This window comes from uncultured Aquabacterium sp., from assembly GCF_913773725.1.
Taxonomy (GTDB): Bacteria; Pseudomonadota; Gammaproteobacteria; order Burkholderiales; family Burkholderiaceae_C; genus Aquabacterium.
On the sequence record NZ_CAJYGK010000101.1, the window covers coordinates 41,464 to 61,140 of the forward strand.

A 19,677-nucleotide genomic window follows, 5' to 3' on the forward strand; every position below is an offset into this window, starting at 1 on the left:
GGTCAGCGCGCGCGGCGGGCCGCCACGGCGCTGGCCAGCACCTCCAGCACCTTCTCCGAATCGTCCCAGCCGATGCAGGCGTCGGTGATGGACTGGCCATAGCACAGCTGCTTCGGGTCGTCCTTGCCCGGGGTGAACTTCTGGGCGCCGGCCTGCAGGTGGCTTTCCACCATCACGCCGAAGACCTGATGCGAACCACCGCGGACCTGGCCCGCGATGTCCTCGGCCACCAGCACCTGGCGCTCGTGCTGCTTGGAGCTGTTGGCGTGCGAGAAGTCGACCATCAGCGACGGGCGCAGCTTGGCGGCTTCCAGGTCCTTGCAGGCCGCGGCCACGCTGGCGGCGTCGTAGTTCGGCGCCTTGCCACCGCGCAGGATCACGTGGCAGTCGGGGTTGCCGGCGGTCTCGACGATGGCGACCTGGCCGTTCTTGTGCACCGACAGGAAGTGGTGCGGACGGGCCGCAGCCTGGATGGCGTCGGTCGCGATCTTGATGTTGCCGTCGGTGCCGTTCTTGAAGCCGATCGGGGCCGAGATGCCCGACGACAGCTCGCGGTGCACCTGGCTTTCGGTGGTGCGGGCACCGATGGCGCCCCAGCTGATCAGGTCACCGATGTACTGCGGCGAGATCACGTCGAGGAACTCGCTGGCCGCCGGCATGCCCATGCGGTTGATCTCGAGCAGCAGCTGGCGCGCCATGCGCAGGCCTTCGTCGATCTTGAACGACTCGTCCATGTACGGGTCGTTGATCAGGCCCTTCCAGCCCACGGTGGTGCGTGGCTTCTCGAAGTACACGCGCATCACGACTTCCAGCGTGTCGGCGTACTTTTCGCGCAGCGGCAGCAGGCGGCGGGCGTAGTCGATCGCCGCAGCCGGATCGTGGATGGAACACGGGCCGATGACAACGAGCAGGCGGTCGTCCTGGCCGTGGATGATCTGCCCGATCTTGCGGCGGGTGTCGGCGACGAGCGCTTCGACCGGCGTGCCGGAGATGGGGAAGAAGCGGATGAGGTGCTCAGGCGGGGGCAGCGGGGTCACGTTCTTGATCCGTTGGTCGTCCGTCATGGACGTGGCGTCGGCGGGCGGGACCCAGCCTGCGGCGGCGCTGGTGGAGGCATTCATCGGTCTTCTTCCTTCTGGGCTGATGCAGTCGTGTAAGGGGGCGGACGAAAAAAAACCGCCGGTGGGGACCGGCGGTTTCGTCAGGATTCGGTGTGGTTCGCTCAGCAGCTTCCCACTCCTGCGCCGGTGTGTGGCGGGAGTTCAAAGAAGTACCAGTAAAAGCGGACCGTGTTCATGCCCAAGAATGTAGCACGACACCTCGGGGTGCAGGCAAGCAGTTTTTTACGGGTCTCATGGCAAGCGGCCTGCGCGCGCACCACGACGCAGCCCCGGATCGCCACTTCGGTGCACCCGGACCGACCACGGCATGGCACGGAACTCGCATCGGTTGCGACACCGAAACCTGACCACTCGGTCAACTTCCTGGCCACGCCATGAATGCACCAGAGATGCTCGCCACGCTGACCCCGTCGCCCCGGCCCGCCTATGGCCCGCCGGCCGTGCAGATCCAGAACGCCAGCGTCGTCTACCCCGCTGCCGACGCGCCGGTGCGCGCGCTGCACGAAGTCAACCTCGACATCCAGCAGGGTGAGTTCATCTCGCTGATCGGCCCCTCGGGCTGCGGCAAGACCACGCTGCTGCGCGTCATCGCCGACCTCGAACCCATCACGGCCGGCACCGTGCTGGTCAACGGCCTGAGCCCGCACGATGCCCGGCTTGCACGGGCCTATGGCTACGTGTTCCAGGCCCCGGCCCTGCTGCCCTGGCGCACCGTGCTGTCCAACGTCATGCTGCCACTGGAGATCCAGGGCCGCCTGCCCGAGGCCGCGCGCGAGATCGCCCGCGAGCAGCTTGCCCGCGTCGGCCTGGCCCAGTTCGAGAAAAAGTACCCGTGGCAGCTTTCGGGCGGCATGCAGCAGCGCGTGTCGATTGCGCGCGCGCTCGGCTTCCAGCCCCGTCTGCTGATGATGGACGAGCCCTTCGGCGCGCTGGACGAGATCACACGCGATGACCTCAACGTGCACCTGCAGGACCTGTGGCGCCGCGAGCAGCGCACCGTGGTCTTCGTGACCCACTCGATCGCCGAGGCGGTGTACCTGTCCACCCGCATCGTGGTGATGTCGCCGCGGCCCGGGCGCATCGTCAAGGTGATCGACTCGCCGCTGCCGGCCGAGCGCACGCTGGCGCTGCGCGACACGCCCGAGTTCATGGCGCTGGCGCACGAGGTGCGCGAGGCGCTGGCCGATGGCCACCACTGAAAGGACGGCGATGACCACCCCGACCGCCACCCTGCCCGCCGCTGCGCGCACACGCCGGCCCGGCGCACCCGAGCCCGCGCTGAGCTGGGGCGCCCGCACGGGCCCGGTCCTCGCCGTGACGCTGGCCGTGCTCGTGCTCTGGTACCTCGCGGCCATCGGGCTCAACGCACCGGGCGCCATCGAACGGGTGCTGGGCGGCCCCGATGGCACCTGGTCGGCCACGCAGCTGGTGCAGACTACCTGGGCCATGCAGCGCCCCATCCTGCCCGTGCCCCATCAGATCGCGCTCGACATCTGGCACAGCGTGCGCGACTGGCCGATCGACAGCCCGCGCAACCTGCTGCTGCACGCCCGCACCACGGCCGAGGCCACGCTGCTGGGCTTCGGCCTCGGCACGGCACTGGGCCTGCTGCTGGCCATCGGCATCGTGCACGCCCGCACGCTGGAGAAAGCCTTGCTGCCGTGGATCGTGGCCTCGCAGACGGTGCCGGTGCTGGCCATTGCGCCCATCGTGCTGGTGGTGCTGGGCAGCCTGGGCTTCACCGGCACGCTGCCCAAGGCGGTGATCGCGATGTACCTGTGCTTCTTCCCCGTCACGGTGGCCATGGTGCAGGGCCTGCGCTCGCCCCAGCGCATCGAGACCGAGCTGTTCCACACCTACGCGGCCAGCCGCTGGCAGGCACTGTGGGCGCTGCGCCTGCCGGCCTCCCTGCCGCACCTGTTTCCCGCGTTGCGCGTGGCCATTGCGGCCGGGCTGGTCGGCGCCATCGTGGCCGAGCTGCCCACCGGGGCGCAGGCAGGCCTGGGTGCGCGTCTGCTGACCAGCTCGTACTACGGCAACACCGTGCAGATCTGGTCCGCGCTGCTGATGTCGGCGGTGCTGGGCCTGGCCCTCACCGCGCTGGTCGGGCTGCTGGAGCGCGCCGTGCTGCGCCGCCACAGCCCGGCCACGCAAGGAAAGCTCAAGTCATGAGCCACCCCATTGCTTCCCCGTCCACCGCACGTGTGCGTCCCGATGCGCCGGGCGCGCTCCTCGCCGTGCTGGCCCTGGCGCTGCTGCTGCTGTCCCTGCCCTACCCTGCGCTGCAACTGGCGGGTGAAGACGGCTTCACGTTGACCCCCCTGGCCTGGTGGGCCGTGCAGACGGTGGCCCCCGGCTGGGTGGCGTGGAGTACCGGACTGGCCACCGGCGTGGCCGCCTTGCTTGCCTTGCGGGCCACGCTGGGCCGCGCCGCCACGCTGGCGCTCACGCTGCTGACGGTGGCGGCCCTTGGCGGCCTGATCGCGCTGACGCCCACCGAAGAGCAAGGCACGGTCGGCAGCGGCTTCTGGCTGTGCACCGGCGCGGTCGCGCTGCTGGCCCTCGTCACTGTGGCCCGTGTGTCGGCCCTGCCGCTGCCCCGCGGGCTGGATGCCGCCAGCGCCCTGCTGTTCGGCCTGTGGGTGCTGCTGTTCTGGGAACTGCTGACCACCGCCTTTGCCGTGCCCCGCGTGCTGCTGCCGCCGCCGTCGTCGGTCGCGGTGGCGCTGTGGACACACGCGGCCACCTTGCGCGACGACCTGGTGCAGACCGTCGGCAAGGCCGTGTTGATCGGCTACGTGCTGGGCTGTGGCCTGGGTGTGGCCGTCGGCATTGCGATCGACCGGCTGCCCTTTCTGCAACAGGGCCTGCTGCCGGTGGCCTCGCTGACCAGCACGGTGCCGCTGGTGGGCGTGGCGCCCATTGCCGTGATGTGGTTCGGCTTCGACTGGCCATCCAAGGCCGCCGTGGTCGTGCTGATGACCTTCTTTCCCGCACTGATCAGCACGCTGGCCGGGCTGGGTGCGTCCGGCAAGCTCGAGCGCGAACTGATGTTCTCTTACGCCGCCAGCGACCGCCGCACGCTGCTGGACCTGCGCCTGCCGGTGGCCCTGCCCTTCATCTTCAACGCGCTGAAGGTCAATGCCACGCTGGCCCTGATCGGCGCCATCGTCGCCGAGTTCTTCGGCTCGCCCACGGTAGGCCTGGGCTTTCGCATCTCGACCGAGGCCTCGCGCATGAACATGCCGCTGGTGTGGGCCACCATCGTGGTCGCCAGTGCGGTCGGCATGCTGGCCTATGCGCTGCTGGGCCGGCTCGAGCGCCGCGTCAACTTCTGGCATCCGGCCATCCGTGCCGCAGCCTGAACCCGTTCGTCTTCCCCACGTGTCTCCCTTCCCATCCCACAGGAGCCTTTCGATGAACCGTTCGCTGTCTTCCACGATCCGCCTGGTCCTGCTGTCGGCCGCTGCGGCGCTCAGCCTGGGCGCGCAGGCCGCTGAAAAGGTCACGCTGCAGTTGAAGTGGGTGCCCCAGGCCCAGTTCGCCGGCTACTACGTTGCCCAGGCCAAGGGCTATTACAAGGACGCGGGGCTCGACGTCACCATCAAGCCGGGCGGCACCGACGTGTCACCCGTGCAGGTGCTGGCCGGCAAGTCGGCCGACGTCATCGTGAACTGGATGCCGGATGCGCTGGCTGCGCGCGAAGCGGGCGTGCCGCTGGTCAACATCGCGCAGGTCTTCGACAAGTCGGGCCTGATGCTGACCTGCAAGAAGGCCAGCGGCGTGAGCACGCCAAAAGACCTGAAGGGCAAGACGCTCGGCGTCTGGTATGGCGGCAACGAGTACCCCTTCCTGAGCTGGATGGGCAAGCTGAACCTGAAGCCCGGCAAGGACATCACCATCCTCAAGCAGGGCTTCAACGTCGACCCGCTGCTGCAGAACCAGGCTGCCTGCATCTCGACCATGATCTACAACGAGTACTGGCAGGTGGTCGATGCCGGCGTGAAGGAGTCCGACCTGGTCACCTTCTTCTACCAGGACCAGGGCGTGGCCTCGCTGGAAGACGGCCTGTACGTGCTGGCGCCCAACCTGCGTGACAAGGCCTTCGTGGCCAAGATGGCCAAGTTCCTGAAGGCCAGCTTCAAGGGCTGGAACGACGCGGTGAAGAACCCCGAAGAGGCCGCGAAGATCGTGGTGGCCAACGACACCTCCGGCAGCGCGAGCCTGGCCGTGCAGAAGCGCCAGATGGAGAACGTGGCCAAGCTGATCAGCAACGCCAACACGCCCAAGATCGGCTACTTGGACCCGGCCGCCTACGAGCGCACGATCAAGGTGCTGATGGCCGGTGGCAGCGATCCCGTCATCAAGAAGGACCCGGGCAAGGCCGCCATGACCCACGTGGTGTGGGAGCAGGCCGCAAAATGACGGCATGAGCAGCAGCGGCCCCTCCAGCAAGAAGCAGATCCGTCAGGCCAACGAGTCGACCATCCTGCGCGCCGCCGAGCGGGTGTTCGCCCGCGCGGGCTTCGAGGGCGCGACGATGGCCGACATCGCCGAAGAAGCCGGCCTGCCCAAGGCCAACCTGCACTACTACTTCGGCAACAAGCGCGATCTGTACCGTGCCGTGCTGGATGCCGTGCTGCACGACTGGCTGGCGCCGCTGACCTGCGTCACCCCCGAGGCTGACCCGCGGGCGGCCCTGAGCGAATACATCCGCCGCAAGATGGCCCTGGCCGCCGAGCGACCGGATGCCTCGCGCGTCTTCGCCAACGAGTTGCTGCACGGCGCGCCCGTGGTGCTCGACCTGCTGCGCACCGACCTGCGTCAGCAGGTGCTGGACAAGGCGGCCGTGGTGGACGGCTGGATGGCCGCCGGCCGCATGGCCCGCGTCGACAGCGTCCACCTCTTCTTCTCGATCTGGGCCACCACCCAGACCTACGCCGACTTCGACGTGCAGATCCGCGCGGTGCTGGGCAAGGAGCGGCTCACGGCCCGCGACCATGCTGCCGCCACCGAACACGTGGTGAACCTCATCCTGCGCGGGTGCGGGCTGGCCGCCTGATCGCGCTCGGCACCACGCCGGCCTCACGCTCGGCAAGCCAGGGGTCCGAGGTGCCGTCGCCGTACAACGAGCGCATGAAGTCCATGAAGGCCCGCGTCTTGGCGGGCACCAGCCGCCGGGTCGGCATGGCGGCATAGATCACCAATCGGGCCACATACCAGGCCGGCAGCAGCCAGACCAGCTCGCCGCGCCGCAGGCCGTCCGCGGCCACATAGCTGGGCAGCACGGCCAGGCCCAGGCCGGCCACGGCCGCAGCCCGCACGGTGTCGATGTGGCGCGTGATCAGCGGGGCCGCCTGCAGCGGCAGCGTGACGCTGTCGCGTGCGGACGCGTCCGGAGGGTCGCCCCGTGGGTGCAGGGTCAGCTCGCTCATGGCGCTGGGCGACATGATGTCGTGTGTCCGGAGGTCGTCCGGCACCAGCGGGTGTCCGCGCGCGCTCAGGTAGGCCGGCGACGCGCACAGGACGCCGTACGAGCACGCCAGCTGCCGGGCCACGAACAAGCCCGTCTGCGGCTCGTCGAACGCGGTGATCAGGCTCAGGTCATGCGCTTCATCGAGGGTTTCGACCATGCCGGGCGCAGACAAGGAAATCGTCAGCGCCGGGTGCTGTCGCCGGAAGGCGGGAAGGTGCCGCGCCAGTTCGTGCGTGGCAAAGGCGGGCGAGGTCAGCACCTTGAGGTGCCCGCGCAGAGCGCCCGCCGTGTCACGGGCCGATGCCTCGGCGTCGGTCACCTGCGTCAGGATGGCCCGGGCCTGCTCGTGATACCGCTCACCGGCTTCGGTCAAGGCCAGTCGGCGCGTGCTGCGGTTCAGCAGCCTCACGCCCAGGTGGCCTTCCAGGTCCGCCACCAGGCGCGTCACCACCGAGGGTGACAGGTCGAGATCGCGGGCCGCCGCGGCAAAACCCTGGCGTTCCACCACACGGCAGAAGACCTGCATGCTCAGCAAGCGATCCATGGCACCTCCTTCATCAGGAGCGCAGCCTATCAGCCCGGCTGGAACGTTGCCAGATCCGCAATGATCCATTGCGGCCGCGCCGGTTTTTCTCGGGCAGCCCCGTCCCTACAGTGAACCCATGCGATCCAGCGTGATCGCCCACTGTTCAAGGAGCCCACCATGCGCACCCTCATCTGCACTGCCCTCGTCGCCACCGTCACCACCTTCACCGGCCTGGCCCACGCCGACACCGGCAAGCCCGTCACGCGGGAACAGGTTCAGGCCGAATACCAGCGAGCACGCGCCGCGGGTGAGCTGGACTATGCCAATGAGGTCATGGGCGGCTCGAGCGCCACGCTCTCGGTGCGTCAACCGGCCCGGCAGGCTGTCGCATCGCCCGAGAAGACCGAGACGCCCCGCGCGGCACAGCCCGCCGCGCCGTCGCCCACGGTGGCCGCCCGCCAGTGACAGAGGGTGCGGTCGTCAGCCGACCACGCCCGCCCGGTCCAGCATCGCGTGCATCAGCACGTTGCAGCCCGCCTCCAGGTGGGCCGGGTCGGCGTCCTCGATCTCGTTGTGGCTGATGCCGTCCTTGCACGGCACGAACACCATGCCGGCCGGCGCCAGGCGCGCCACGTACACGGCGTCGTGCCCCGCGCCGGACACACACGGCATGCTGCTGTAGCCCAGCTGGGCGGCGGCCTCGCGCACCGCCTGCACGCACCCCGCCTCGAACGGCACGGCCGGGTAGTGCGAGACCTCCCGGATGTCGATCTGCAGGCCGGTTTCGGCGGCCACACGGGCCGCGTAGGCGCGGATCTCGGCGTCCATCTGGTCCAGCAGCTCGTTGCTCACGTTGCGCAGGTCCATCGAAAACGTCACGCGCCCGGGGATCACGTTGCGGCTGTTCGGGTGCACCTGCACCATGCCCACCGTGCCACGCCCGTGGGGCTGGTGGCGCATCGCCACGGCCACCACCTCCTGCATGATCCGCGTGGCCGCCTGCAAGGCATCGCGCCGCAGGCCCATGGGCGTCGGGCCGGCATGCGCCTCCATGCCCGTCACCGTGCAGTCGTACCAGCGGATGCCCAGCACCGCCTCCACCACGCCGATGGTGATGCCGTGGTCCTCCAGCACCGGCCCCTGCTCGATGTGGGCCTCGAAGTAGGCGCCCACCGGATGCTGCCCCGGCACTTCGTCGCCGACGTAGCCGATGCGCTGCAGCTCGTCCTTCACCGTGAGGCCGTCGACATCCTTCGCGGCATAGGCGTGTTCCAGCGAAAAGGCCTTGGCGAACACGCCCGATCCCATCATCACCGGCACGAAACGCGAGCCTTCCTCGTTGGTCCAGAACGCCACCTCGATCGGGGCCTCGGTTTCGATGCCGGCGTCGTTCAGCGTGCGCACCACCTCCAGTCCGGCCAGCACGCCATAGTTGCCATCGAACTTGCCGCCCGTGGGCTGGGTGTCGATGTGGCTCCCCGTCATGATGGGTGGCAGCGCATTGTTGCGCCCGGGGCGGCGCATGAAGACGTTGCCGATCTGGTCGACCGTGACGCTCATGCCAGCCTCGCGGGCCCAGCCGACCACCAGGTCTCGGCCCTGGCGGTCCAGGTCGGTGAGGGCCAGCCGGCAGACACCGCCCTTGGCGGTGCCGCCGATCTGCGCCAGCGTCATCAGCGCGTCCCACAAGCGGGTGCCGTTGACGCGCAGGGCGCGCACGTCGCGCGCCTCGGTGGTGAGGGTGCTCATGGGATGTCCTTTCAATGCATTCGGTTCAGGCGCTGCGCGCCACCGCGGTGGGCGCCTGCAGCGCCGCCTTGCGCGACAGCGCGTCGAACACCGGCCCGAACGGCGGGCGCTTGACGTAACGGCCCTGACCGGGCTCGGCGCGCAGGTCACCCTGCACGTACACCAGCCGGCCGCCGCTCAGCGTGTGGGTCGGGATGCCCGTCACCGTGCGCCCTTCGAAGATGTTGTAGTCGCCCTTCGAGTGCTGGGTGGCCACGGACAGGGTCTTGGTGCCGGCCGGGTCCCAGACGACCAGGTCGGCATCGGCGCCCTCGACCACGCAGCCCTTTCGCGGATAGATGTTGAACAGCCGGGCCGCGTTGGCCGAGGTCACCGCCACGAACTCCGAAGGCGTCAGGCGCCCGGTGTTCACGCCCTCGTCCCAGATCACGGCCAGCCGCTCCTCGATGCCGCCCGTGCCGTTCGGGATCTTGCTGAAGTCCAGCCGGCCCGCCGCCTTCTGCGCCGCACAGAAGGTGCAGTGGTCGGTCGCCGTGGTGTGCAGGTGGCCGGCCTGCAGACCGCGCCACAGGGCGGCCTGGTGCTCGCGCGCGCGGAAGGGGGGGCTCATCACATGCGCAGCCGCCACGGCGAAGTCGGGGTGGCGGTACACGCTGTCGTCCACCACCAGGTGGCCGGCCAGCACCTCGCCATACACACGCTGGCCGCGGGCCCGCGCACGCGCAATGGCCTCGGCCGACTCGGCGCACGAGACGTGCACCACATAGATCGGCACGTTGAGCACATCCGCAATGGCGATGGCGCGCTGGGCCGCCTCGGCCTCCACCGCGGGTGGCCGCGACAGCGGGTGCCCTTCCGGCCCGGTGATGCCCTTGGCCTTCATCTCCTGCTGCAGCAGGAAGACCAGCTCGCCGTTCTCGGCATGGACGGTCGGCATCGCGCCCAGCTCCAGCGCGCGACGGAAGCTGTTCACCAGCGTCTCGTCGTCGGCCATGATGGCGTTCTTGTACGCCATGAAGTGCTTGAAGCTGTTGACGCCCTCTTCGTGCACCAGCGTGCCCATGTCGGCGCGCACGGACTCATCCCACCACGTGATCGCCACGTGAAAGCTGTAGTCCGCAGCAGCCTTCTCCGCCCAGCCTCGCCACATGCGGTAGGCGTCCATCAGCGGCTGCTGGGGGTCGGGGATCACGAAGTCGATGATGCTCGTGGTGCCCCCGGCCAGCCCGGCCGCCGTGCCCGTGTAGAAGTCATCGGCCGTCACCGTGCCCATGAAGGGCAGCTGCATGTGGGTGTGCGGGTCGATGCCCCCGGGCATCACGTACTGCCCGCCCGCATCCACCACGGTGGCGCCGGGCGGGGCAGCGAGGTCAGCGCCGACGGCCTGGATGCGGCCGTCGACACACAGCACATCGGCCCGCTGTTCGCGGTCCGCGTTGACCACGGTGCCGCCCCGGATCAGGACGGTGCTGGCGGTGTCGCTCATGGTGTGCTCCTTGCGAAAGGGTGAATCAGGCCAGGCACGATCAGGCCGTCGCGGCCATCGGGTTGTTCGGGTGGGCCGTCCAGTTCAGCGGCTCGGCCTTCACCGGCTCACCGGTGCGCTGGTCGATCTCGCCCGGCACCAGGTGGCGCAGCGTGATGCACTCCTCCACCGGGCAGACCGACACGCACAGGTTGCAGCCCACGCACTCCTCTTCCTTGACCTCGAAGTGGCGCACGCCATCCTTGATCGCGGTGATGGCCTGGTGCGAGGTGTCTTCGCACACCACATGGCAGCGCCCACACGAGATGCACTTGTCCTGGTCGATCACCGCCTTGGACACGTGGTTCAGGTTCAGGAACTTCCAGTCGCTCACCGTGGGCACGGCGCGGCCCACCAGCTCATCGAGTGAGCGGATGCCCATCTCGTCCATGTAGTTGCTCAGCCCGTCGGTCAGGTCCTGCACGATCTTGAAGCCGTGCACCATGGCCGCCGTGCACACCTGCACCGTGCTGGCGCCCAGGGCGATGAAATCGAGCGCATCACGCCAGGTGCTCACGCCGCCGATGCCCGAGATCGGCAGGCCGCGCGTTTCCGGCGTGCGCGCGATCTCGGCCACCATGTTCAGCGCGATGGGCTTGACCGCCGGCCCACAGTAGCCACCGTGCGAGCCCATGCCCGCCGTGCTGGGCACCATGGTCAGCGTGGCCGGGTCCACCCCCATGATGGAGTTGATCGTGTTGATCAGCGACACCGCGTCGGCCCCGCCGCGCTTGGCCGCCTGCGAGGGCTGACGGATGTCGGTGATGTTGGGCGTGAGCTTGACGATCACCGGCATGCGCGAGTACTGCTTGCACCACGCTGTCACCATCTCGATGTACTCGGGAACCTGGCCCACCGCCGCGCCCATGCCACGCTCGCTCATGCCATGGGGGCAACCGAAGTTCAACTCGATGCCATCGGCCCCGGTGTCCTCCACCATGGGCAGGATGCGCTTCCACGAGGCCTCGTTGCACGGCACCATCAGCGAGACCACCATGGCCCGGTCCGGCCAGTCACGCTTGACCTGGCGGATCTCGTCGAGGTTGACCTGCAGCGGCCGGTCCGAGATCAGCTCGATGTTGTTGAAGCCGAGCACGCGCCGGTCGGGCGACAGCAGCGTGCTGTAGCGCGGCCCGCTGACGTTGACCACCGGCGGGTCCTCGCCCAGCGTCTTCCACACCACGCCGCCCCAGCCAGCTTCAAAGGCGCGGATGACGTTGTAGGCCTTGTCGGTCGGCGGCGCCGAGGCCAGCCAGAACGGGTTCGGGCTGTGGATGCCCACGAAGTTGCTGCTCAGGTCTGCCATGTTCAGGCCTCCGCTTGGAAAGATGCGTGGATGCTCAGGGCGGCCTGCTTGCCGTCCTCGACCGCTTCGACCGTCAGGTCGCGTCCGCCGGCGCGGCAGTCGCCGCCCGCCCAGACGCCCGGCAGCGACGTGCGCCCGTGGCCGTCGACCGACAGGCGCCCCTCCTGCAGGACCAGCCCGGCGTCGACCCACGGCGCCGCTTCGAACAACTGGCCAATGGCCTTGAGCACCATGTCGGCCGCCAGGTCGACGTGCCGCCCGGTGGGCTGAACACGTCCATCCTGCGGAGCCTGCTCCTGAAAGCGCACCCCGGTCACGTGGCCGCCTTCACCCAGCAGCATCTCCGGCGCCAGCCAGTGGCGGATCGTCACGCCGTGCGTCTGCGCCCATTCCTGCTCCACGCGCGACGCCGACATCGCCTCGGGCCCGCGGCGGTACACCATCGTGACCTCGTCGGCGCCCAGCAGCCTGGCCTGCACGGCGGCGTCCACCGCCGTCATGCCACCGCCGATCACCACCACGCGACGCCCCACCGGCAGCGTCGACAGGTCGGCCGTCTGGCGCAGCCGGGCGATGAAGGCCACCGCATCCTCGACACCGCTCAGTTCGGTCTCGCCGGGCAGCCCCAGTTGCCGCACGGCCCCGAGCCCCAGCCCCAGGAAGACGGCGCTGTGCGTCTTGCGCAGTTCGTCCAGATCGGCCGCCGTGCGCAGCGCCCAGCCCGTGCGCACCGTGATCCCGCCGATGCTCAGCAGCCAGGCGATCTCCCGCTGCGCGAAGTCGCCCGCCGTCTTGTAGCTGGCCAGTCCGTACTCGTTGAGGCCGCCAGCCTTGTCATGGGCGTCGTACACGGTCACGTCATGGCCCAGGCGGGCCAGCGTGTGCGCGCAGGCCATGCCCGCGGGCCCGGCGCCCACCACGGCCACCTTGTGCCCGGTGGACGGGGCACGTGTGAAGAGCGGCGCCCCGCCGTCCTGCATCACCGTGTCCACGGCGTGGCGCTGCAGGCGGCCGATCTCGATGGGCTTGCCTTGCTGCGTGTTGCGCACACAGACCTGCTCGCACAGCTCCTCGGTGGGGCACACCCGGGCGCACATGCCGCCCAGCGGGTTGGCCTCCAGGATGGTCTTTGCCGCACCGCGCAGGTTGCCATCGGCAATGCGGTGGATGAAGGTCGGCACGTCGATCCCGGTCGGGCACGCCGTCTGGCACGGCGCATCGTGGCAGTACAGGCAGCGCTCGGCCTCGATCACCGCCTGCATCGGCGTCAACGGGGGCGTTTCGGCGGCGCCGAAGCGTTCGGCATAGGCGGTCGCTGGCAGACGACCGGCCTGGACATCGGGACAGGGGCTCGCGGACACGGGGGGCTCCTTTGACTCAACATCCTGACCAATTGGTCAGGTTCTTGAGTCAGGTGTATGCGCAAACCGTGCCAGGGCCTTGCACCCCGCGGCTCCCTGCGTGCAAGGCCCCTGCGGTGATCTGACGCACCGCTCTCGGGCAAGCGACGCCCCCGACTGCGTCCATGCCGCACCAACGCAGCGCAAGGGGTGCACCACCACCGGCATGAAAAAAGGCGCTGCCGCCGGCAACGCCTTGTTCTCGAACCGGGAGGGCCCGACTGTCGCTTCGGTCGCCGAAGCGACCGGGCGCTCAGCCCTTGATCTGCTTGAGCAGCGTGTCCGCGTCGCTCACGGCGTAGCCACCGCCCTTCTCGTCGTTCAGCGCGGTCACGACGCCGTCCTTGACCAGCATCGAGTAGCGGCCCGAGCGCAGGCCCAATCCCTTGGCCGTCAGGTCCAGCACCAGACCGGTCGCCTTGGCGAACTCGGCGCTGCCGTCGGCCATGAAGCGCACCTTGCCGGCGGCCTTCAGCTCTCGGCCCCAGGCGCCCATCACAAAGGCATCGTTCACCGACACGCACCAGATCTCGTCCACGCCAGCGGCCTTGAACGCGTCGGCCTGGGCGATGTAGCCAGGCGCATGCTGAGCGGAACAGGTCGGCGTGAAGGCACCCGGCAGACCAAAGATGGCGACCGTCTTGCCGGCCGTCTCCTTCTGCACGTCGAAGGCGTTGGGGCCCAGGCTGCAGCCATTGCCTTCGACCTCGATGTATTCGAACAGGGTGGCGGCAGGCAGCTTGTCACCGACTTGGATCATGGGACGGTCTCCGGATAAAGGGGGTGTTGCAATGAAAAAAACCGGCCGCCAGTATGACTGGCAGGCCGGTTTTCCGGGACGACACCAAGGTTTTGGCCCCGGTGTCATCGGGGCGATCCCGCTTCGCAGCGGGACCCTACACGGTCTGAATCAGACAGCCGGTGCCTTCTCGACCAGGCGGGACACGACCCAGCTCTTGGTCTTCGACAGCGGACGGCTTTCCGTGATCTCGACGACGTCACCGAGCTTGAACTCGTTGTTCTCGTCGTGAGCGTGGTACTTGCGCGACTTGGCCACGATCTTGCCGTAGAGCTCGTGCTTGACACGGCGCTCGACGAGCACGGTCACGGTCTTGTTGCGGGCGTCAGAGACGACCTTGCCAACCAGGCTGCGAACCACTTTGGTTTGAGCTTCCGTCATTGGGCGGCTCCTTCCTTCTTCTTCTGAGCCAGGATCGTCTTGGCGCGAGCGATGTCGCGACGAGTCTTGCCCAGAGCAGAGGTGTCGTTGAGCTGCTGGGTCCCACGCTGCATGCGCAGGTTGAAGTGGGCCTTCAGCAGGTCCTTGATTTCGGTTTCCAGTGCGGCCACATCCTTGGCGCGCAGTTCAGAGGCTTTCGCCATGTCTTTCTCCTTGCGCGTCAAATCAGATGCCGAACTCGCGACCGACGAAGGTCGTGCTCAGCGGCAGCTTGGCGGCAGCCAGCTTGAACGCTTCGCGTGCGAGTTGCTCGGGCACACCCTGGATCTCGTAGAGCACCTTGCCGGGCGTGATTTCAGCCACGTAGTACTCGACGTTACCCTTGCCGTTACCCATACGGACTTCAGCCGGCTTGTTCGAGATCGGCTTGTCCGGGAAGATGCGGATGAAGATCCGGCCACCGCGCTTCACGTGACGCGAGATGGCACGACGGGCCGCTTCGATCTGGCGAGCGGTGATGCGACCACGCTCGGTCGCCTTCAGGCCGAAATCGCCGAAGGACACGTCGGCGCCACGGGTGGCGACACCCGTGTTGCGGCCTTTGTGCTCCTTGCGGAACTTGCGACGATTAGGTTGCAGCATGTTTATTCTCCTTTCGCTTCGGCAGCCGGAGCAGCCTTGCGAACGCGGGCACCGGCGCCAGCGGCGGCAGCCTTGTCGCTGCCGTCAGCCGGAGCGCCATCGGCGCGCGGGGCACCACGGCCGGCACCACCACGCGGACCACGACGGTCGTTCGGGCGGTCGCCACGGGGGCCACGGCGGTTGCGACGGTCGTCTTCGCGGTCGTCACCCTTGAGCACCGGAGCCTCGCCATTGGCCAGGCGGTCGCCACGGTAGACCCAGACCTTCACACCGATCACACCGTAGGTGGTGTGGGCTTCGGAGAAGCCGTAGTCGATGTCGGCCTTGAGGGTGTGCAGAGGCACGCGGCCTTCGCGATACCACTCGGTACGGGCAATTTCGATGCCGTTCAGACGGCCGGCGGACATGATCTTGATGCCCTGGGCGCCCAGACGCATCGCGTTCTGCATCGCGCGCTTCATGGCGCGACGGAACATGATGCGCTTTTCCAGCTGCTGCGTGATCGAGTCGGCGATCAGCTGAGCATCGACTTCCGGCTTGCGGACTTCTTCGATGTTCACCGACACCGGCACGTTCAGGCGCTTGGCCAGCTCGACCTTCAGGTTTTCGATGTCTTCGCCCTTCTTGCCGATCACCACGCCCGGACGAGCCGAGAAGATGGTGATGCGTGCGCTCTTGGCGGGACGCTCGATCAAGATGCGCGACACAGCCGCGTTCTTGAGCTTCTTCTTCAGGAATTCGCGGACTTCCAGGTCTTCAGCCAGCATCGAGGCGAAATTGCGGTTGGTGGCGTACCAACGCGATGCCCAGTTGCGGGTGACGGCCAGGCGGAAGCCGGTCGGATGGATTTTCTGTCCCATGATCAGCCTCTGCTTAGTTGCCCACGGTCACATAGATGTGGCAGGTCGGCTTGCTGATGCGGTTGCCGCGGCCCTTGGCACGTGCGGTGAAACGCTTCAGCGTGGCGCCTTGCTCCACATAAATGGTCTTGACCTTCAGTTCGTCGATGTCAGCGCCGTCGTTGTGCTCGGCGTTGGCGATCGCAGATTCCAGTGCCTTCTTGATGATGCCGGCAGCCTTCTTCTGGGTGAACTCGAGGATGTTGAGGGCCTGATCGACCTTCTTGCCACGGATGAGATCGGCCACCAGTCGACCCTTGTCGACCGACAGACGAACGCCGCGAACGATTGCTTTCGTTTCCATCGCAGCTGCTCCTTATTTCTTGGCTTTCTTGTCGCCAGGGTGACCCTTGAACGTACGGGTCAGGGCGAACTCGCCGAGCTTGTGGCCGACCATCTGGTCCTGGATGTACACGGGCACGTGCTGCTTGCCGTTGTGCACAGCAATGGTCAGGCCGATGAACTCAGGCAGGATGGTCGAGCGACGCGACCAGGTCTTGACGGGCTTCTTGTCCTTGGTGGACACAGCCTTCTCAACCTTGGCCAGCAGGTGGTGATCCACGAAGGGACCCTTTTTCAGAGAACGAGCCATTTCAGCCTACCTCTTACTTCTTGCGACGCGAAACGATGAACGTCTGCGTGCGCTTGTTGTTGCGGGTGCGGTAGCCCTTCGTCATCGTGTTCCACGGCGACACAGGGACCTGACCTTCACCAGTACGGCCCTCACCACCACCGTGCGGGTGGTCGACAGGGTTCATGGCCACGCCACGGACGGTCGGGCGGATGCCCTTCCAGCGGATGGCGCCGGCCTTGCCGTATTGACGCAGGCTGTGCTCTTCGTTGCTCACTTCACCCAGGGTGGCGCGGCATTCGATGTGCACCTTGCGGACTTCACCCGAGCGCAGACGGATCTGGGCGTAGGTGCCTTCGCGGGCCATCAGGACTGCCGAGGTGCCAGCCGAACGAGCGATCTGACCGCCCTTGCCAGGCAGCAGCTCGATGTTGTGGATGGTCGAACCCACGGGGATGTTGCGGATGGGCAGCGTGTTGCCGGCCTTGATCGGGGCTTCCGAGCCGCTGATCACGGTGGCGCCAGCTTCCAGGCCACGGGGAGCGATGATGTAACGACGCTCGCCGTCGGCATAGCACACCAGAGCGATGTGGGCCGTGCGGTTCGGGTCGTACTCGATGCGTTCCACCTTCGCGGGGATGCCATCCTTGTTGCGCACGAAGTCGACCACGCGGTAGTGGTGCTTGTGACCACCGCCCTTGTGGCGCATCGTGATGCGACCGTTGTTGTTGCGGCCGGCATTCTGCTTCTGGGGTTCCAGCAGCGAAGCTTCCGGCTTGCCCTTGTGGAGGTGCTTGTGCACCACCTTCACCACGCCACGACGGCCGGGCGAGGTCGGTTTGACTTTGACGACAGCCATGATTTAAGCAGCCTCCCCAGAGAAGTTCAGCTCTTGACCATCCTTCAGGCACACAAAGGCCTTCTTGGCATGGTCACGACGGCCGATGCGGCCACCGAAGCGCTTGGTCTTGCCCTTCTGGTTCAGGACTTGCACCGACTTCACTTCGACCTTGAACAGCAGCTCGACGGCGGCCTTGATCTCGGGCTTGGTGGCGTCGCGCAGCACCTTGAACAGCACTTGGCCCTGTTCAGCAGCGTTGGTGGCCTTCTCCGACACGATCGGAGAGACCAGCACCTGCATCAGGCGGCCTTCATCAAATTTCAGAGTGCTCATGCGAACATCTCCTGCAGCTTGGCGATCGCGCCCTTGGTCACCAGGACCTTCTTGTAGAAGACCAGCGACAGGGGATCGGCGTAACGGGGCTCAACCACCAGCACGTTCGGGAGGTTGCGCGAGGCCAGCGCCAGGTTGTCGTCGACGTTGTCGGCGATCACCAGCACGTGGTCCAGGTTCAGTGCCTTCAGCTTGGCAGCCAGCAGCTTGGTCTTGGGGGCTTCGATCGAGATCGAGTCCACCACGGCCAGGCGGCCTTCACGGGCCAGTTGCGAGAAGATGGCGGCCATGCCGGCGCGGTACATCTTCTTGTTGACCTTGTGGGTGAAGTTTTCGTCCGGGCTGTTCGGGAAAATCCGACCACCCCCACGCCACAGCGGCGAGGACGACATACCGGCACGAGCGCGGCCCGTACCCTTTTGACGCCACGGCTTCTTCGTGGTGTGCTTGACCGTTTCACGGTCCTTTTGAGCACGGGTGCCTTGGCGGGCGTTGGCCTGATAGGCCACCACGACCTGGTGCACCAGGGCTTCGTTGTATTCGCGACCGAACACGACGTCAGAGGCTTCCACCTTGGAGGTGGCCTGACCTTGTTCGTTCAGGAGCTCGAGCTGCGCCATCAGTTGGCTCCTTTCTTGAGCTTGACCTTCACGGCCGGACGCACGGTGACGAAGCCACCCTTGGCGCCGGGCACAGCACCCTTGACCAGCAGCAGTTGACGGGCTTCGTCAACGCGCACGATGTCGAGGTTCTGCGTGGTCACGGTCTCGTCACCCATGTGACCAGACATGCGCTTGCCGGGGAACACGCGGCCAGGATCCTGGGCCATCGAGATGGAGCCCGGGACGTTGTGCGAACGCGAGTTACCGTGCGAGGCGCGCTGCGAACCGAAGTTGTGGCGCTTGATGGTGCCCGTGAAGCCCTTACCGATCGAGGTGCCCTGCACGTCGACCAGTTGGCCGGCGGCGAACAGCGCGGCGGGGGCGATGGTGGCGCCAGCCTTGTACTCGGCAGCGACTTCGGGGGCGACGCGGAATTCCTTGACGAATTCACCGGCTTCGACGCCAGCCTTGGCCAGGTGACCGGCTTCAGGCTTGGTCACACGCGATGCCTTGCGGGCACCGAACACCACCTGGAGGGCGGTGTAGCCGTCGGTCTCAACGGTTTTGACCTGAGCCACGCGGTTGTTGGACACGTCCAGCACCGTCACGGGCACGGCGTCGCCGTCGTCCGTGTAGATGCGCATCATGCCCACCTTGCGGCCCAGCAATCCGAGGCGATTGCTAAGACTCATGGTTTTTCTCCAGCCCCACATGGGGGCCTTTTACACATACCCGACAACGATTGGCCGGGCTGACTGGGGTGGTGACCGTCGCCGGTCACCCTCGAATTTCCACTTCTGGCTGGCCGCACCACCGCCGAAAGACGGCAAGGCGCAACCCGCCCATTGCGGGAAAGCCTGCGATGATAGCAAACGCTGATTTTTTGTGCAAGCGCTGGGGCCATCAGCACCCCAAAGCAAAAGAGGCCTCACGAGGAGGCCTCTTTCTCGAGTGCGCCAGCGACCTCGGGTCACCAGCGCGACAGCCACATCACTGCAGCTTGATCTCGACGTCCACGCCAGCGGGCAGGTCCAGCTTCATCAGGGCGTCAACCGTCTTGTCGGTCGGGTCGACGATGTCCATCAGGCGCTGGTGGGTGCGGATCTCGAACTGGTCGCGCGACGTCTTGTTGACGTGCGGCGAACGCAGGATGTCGAAACGCTGCAGGCGAGTCGGCAGAGGCACGGGGCCCTTGACGATGGCGCCGGTGCGCTTGGCGGTTTCAACGATTTCGGCCGACGACTGGTCGATCAGCTTGTAATCGAACGCCTTCAGGCGGATGCGGATCTTCTGTTGTGCCATGACACACTTCCTTCAATCAAAGAACGATGACGTCCGCCCGCCGTTGCCGGACAGGCGGACACGTGTCATGCCAGATCAGTCGAGGATCTTGGCAACCACGCCGGCGCCGACGGTACGGCCGCCTTCGCGGATGGCGAAGCGCAGACCTTCTTCCATGGCGATCGGGGCGATCAGCTTGACGGTGATCGACACGTTGTCACCCGG

General features: G+C 67.1%; 24 protein-coding genes and 1 pseudogene. 6 read left to right on the top strand and 19 right to left on the bottom strand.

The genetic code is table 11. From position 1 onward, the window contains the following. Positions 1-2 precede the first annotated feature (2 nt). Entirely contained in the window at positions 3-1,121 is a 1,119-nt protein-coding gene (locus QZ709_RS12490; protein WP_294637629.1) for a 3-deoxy-7-phosphoheptulonate synthase, read from the bottom strand. A gap of 374 nt (positions 1,122-1,495) precedes the next feature. On the opposite strand from QZ709_RS12490, the gene QZ709_RS12495 reads away from it, so the two are divergent. Genes QZ709_RS12495 through QZ709_RS12515 form a run of 5 tightly spaced genes read left to right on the top strand, consistent with a single transcriptional unit; the run spans position 1,496 to position 6,183 of the window. Next, entirely contained in the window at positions 1,496-2,320 is an 825-nt protein-coding gene (locus tag QZ709_RS12495; RefSeq protein ID WP_294637630.1) for an ABC transporter ATP-binding protein, read from the top strand. A gap of 10 nt (positions 2,321-2,330) precedes the next feature. Continuing rightward, on the top strand, positions 2,331-3,293 hold the full coding sequence (locus tag QZ709_RS12500; protein WP_294637631.1) for an ABC transporter permease: 963 nt from the start codon (positions 2,331-2,333) through the stop codon (positions 3,291-3,293). After that, positions 3,290-4,486 (top strand): ABC transporter permease, encoded by a 1,197-nt coding sequence (locus tag QZ709_RS12505; RefSeq protein ID WP_294637632.1) that lies wholly within the window; start codon positions 3,290-3,292, stop codon positions 4,484-4,486. Before QZ709_RS12500 ends, QZ709_RS12505 begins: the two co-directional genes overlap by 4 nt. Before the next feature lie 52 nt (positions 4,487-4,538). Next, complete coding sequence (locus QZ709_RS12510; protein ID WP_294637633.1) at positions 4,539-5,546, top strand: ABC transporter substrate-binding protein; 1,008 nt, start codon at positions 4,539-4,541, stop codon at positions 5,544-5,546. A gap of 4 nt (positions 5,547-5,550) precedes the next feature. Then, the gene (locus QZ709_RS12515; RefSeq protein ID WP_294637634.1) at positions 5,551-6,183 is read left to right on the top strand and encodes a TetR/AcrR family transcriptional regulator; all 633 of its coding nucleotides are present in this window, start codon (positions 5,551-5,553) and stop codon (positions 6,181-6,183) included. Here the strand turns inward: QZ709_RS12515 and QZ709_RS12520 are convergent. Beyond that, positions 6,152-7,141 carry a LysR family transcriptional regulator gene (locus QZ709_RS12520; protein ID WP_294637635.1) on the bottom strand — a complete coding sequence of 330 codons (990 nt, stop codon included), beginning with the start codon at positions 7,139-7,141 and terminating at the stop codon, positions 6,152-6,154. The genes QZ709_RS12515 and QZ709_RS12520 overlap by 32 nt on opposite strands. A 159-nt stretch (positions 7,142-7,300) precedes the next feature. Here QZ709_RS12520 and QZ709_RS12525 point away from each other — a divergent pair, with 159 nt between their 5' ends. Continuing rightward, the gene (locus QZ709_RS12525) at positions 7,301-7,588 is read left to right on the top strand and encodes a DUF4148 domain-containing protein (protein ID WP_294637636.1); all 288 of its coding nucleotides are present in this window, start codon (positions 7,301-7,303) and stop codon (positions 7,586-7,588) included. A gap of 15 nt (positions 7,589-7,603) precedes the next feature. Here the strand turns inward: QZ709_RS12525 and QZ709_RS12530 are convergent, their stop codons facing one another. The 17 genes and pseudogenes from QZ709_RS12530 to tuf form a co-directional block, all read right to left on the bottom strand. After that, the gene (locus tag QZ709_RS12530; protein ID WP_294637637.1) at positions 7,604-8,872 is read right to left on the bottom strand and encodes a Zn-dependent hydrolase; all 1,269 of its coding nucleotides are present in this window, start codon (positions 8,870-8,872) and stop codon (positions 7,604-7,606) included. A gap of 25 nt (positions 8,873-8,897) precedes the next feature. Next, positions 8,898-10,358: a dihydropyrimidinase gene (gene hydA, locus QZ709_RS12535; RefSeq protein WP_294637638.1), complete on the bottom strand. Its 1,461-nt coding sequence runs from the start codon at positions 10,356-10,358 to the stop codon at positions 8,898-8,900. Positions 10,359-10,398: 40 nt separating this feature from the next. Further along, positions 10,399-11,703 carry an NAD-dependent dihydropyrimidine dehydrogenase subunit PreA gene (preA, locus tag QZ709_RS12540; protein WP_294637639.1) on the bottom strand — a complete coding sequence of 435 codons (1,305 nt, stop codon included), beginning with the start codon at positions 11,701-11,703 and terminating at the stop codon, positions 10,399-10,401. Positions 11,704-11,705: 2 nt separating this feature from the next. Then, entirely contained in the window at positions 11,706-13,025 is a 1,320-nt protein-coding gene (locus QZ709_RS12545) for an NAD(P)-dependent oxidoreductase (RefSeq protein WP_294637650.1), read from the bottom strand. Positions 13,026-13,356: 331 nt separating this feature from the next. Continuing rightward, entirely contained in the window at positions 13,357-13,863 is a 507-nt protein-coding gene (locus QZ709_RS12550) for a peroxiredoxin (protein ID WP_109033923.1), read from the bottom strand. A 150-nt stretch (positions 13,864-14,013) separates the two neighbouring features. Further along, positions 14,014-14,283 (bottom strand): 30S ribosomal protein S17, encoded by a 270-nt coding sequence (rpsQ, locus tag QZ709_RS12555; protein ID WP_294637640.1) that lies wholly within the window; start codon positions 14,281-14,283, stop codon positions 14,014-14,016. After that, a complete protein-coding gene (gene rpmC / locus QZ709_RS12560) occupies positions 14,280-14,486 on the bottom strand; it encodes a 50S ribosomal protein L29 (protein ID WP_109033918.1) in 207 nt (68 codons plus the stop codon). The genes rpsQ and rpmC overlap by 4 nt, the downstream gene beginning before the upstream one ends. Before the next feature lie 22 nt (positions 14,487-14,508). Further along, positions 14,509-14,925, bottom strand: coding sequence for a 50S ribosomal protein L16 (rplP, locus tag QZ709_RS12565; protein ID WP_294637641.1), 417 nt, complete (start codon positions 14,923-14,925; stop codon positions 14,509-14,511). Between the two features lie 2 nt (positions 14,926-14,927). After that, positions 14,928-15,785: a 30S ribosomal protein S3 gene (gene rpsC, locus QZ709_RS12570; protein WP_294637642.1), complete on the bottom strand. Its 858-nt coding sequence runs from the start codon at positions 15,783-15,785 to the stop codon at positions 14,928-14,930. Between the two features lie 13 nt (positions 15,786-15,798). Beyond that, positions 15,799-16,128, bottom strand: coding sequence for a 50S ribosomal protein L22 (rplV, locus tag QZ709_RS12575; protein ID WP_109033910.1), 330 nt, complete (start codon positions 16,126-16,128; stop codon positions 15,799-15,801). Positions 16,129-16,140: 12 nt separating this feature from the next. Further along, a complete protein-coding gene (gene rpsS / locus QZ709_RS12580; protein ID WP_058087407.1) occupies positions 16,141-16,416 on the bottom strand; it encodes a 30S ribosomal protein S19 in 276 nt (91 codons plus the stop codon). 13 nt (positions 16,417-16,429) lie between these two features. Then, a complete protein-coding gene (gene rplB / locus QZ709_RS12585; protein ID WP_294637643.1) occupies positions 16,430-17,254 on the bottom strand; it encodes a 50S ribosomal protein L2 in 825 nt (274 codons plus the stop codon). Between the two features lie 3 nt (positions 17,255-17,257). Beyond that, positions 17,258-17,569: a 50S ribosomal protein L23 gene (gene rplW / locus QZ709_RS12590; protein WP_294637644.1), complete on the bottom strand. Its 312-nt coding sequence runs from the start codon at positions 17,567-17,569 to the stop codon at positions 17,258-17,260. Then, the gene (gene rplD, locus QZ709_RS12595; RefSeq protein ID WP_294637645.1) at positions 17,566-18,189 is read right to left on the bottom strand and encodes a 50S ribosomal protein L4; all 624 of its coding nucleotides are present in this window, start codon (positions 18,187-18,189) and stop codon (positions 17,566-17,568) included. The genes rplW and rplD overlap by 4 nt, the downstream gene beginning before the upstream one ends. Next, positions 18,189-18,863 carry a 50S ribosomal protein L3 gene (rplC, locus tag QZ709_RS12600; RefSeq protein WP_294637646.1) on the bottom strand — a complete coding sequence of 225 codons (675 nt, stop codon included), beginning with the start codon at positions 18,861-18,863 and terminating at the stop codon, positions 18,189-18,191. The genes rplD and rplC overlap by 1 nt, the downstream gene beginning before the upstream one ends. 298 nt (positions 18,864-19,161) lie before the next feature. Then, on the bottom strand, positions 19,162-19,473 hold the full coding sequence (rpsJ, locus tag QZ709_RS12605; RefSeq protein ID WP_035037922.1) for a 30S ribosomal protein S10: 312 nt from the start codon (positions 19,471-19,473) through the stop codon (positions 19,162-19,164). A gap of 75 nt (positions 19,474-19,548) precedes the next feature. After that, a pseudogene (tuf, locus tag QZ709_RS12610) lies at positions 19,549-19,677 on the bottom strand (elongation factor Tu); the annotation flags it as partial.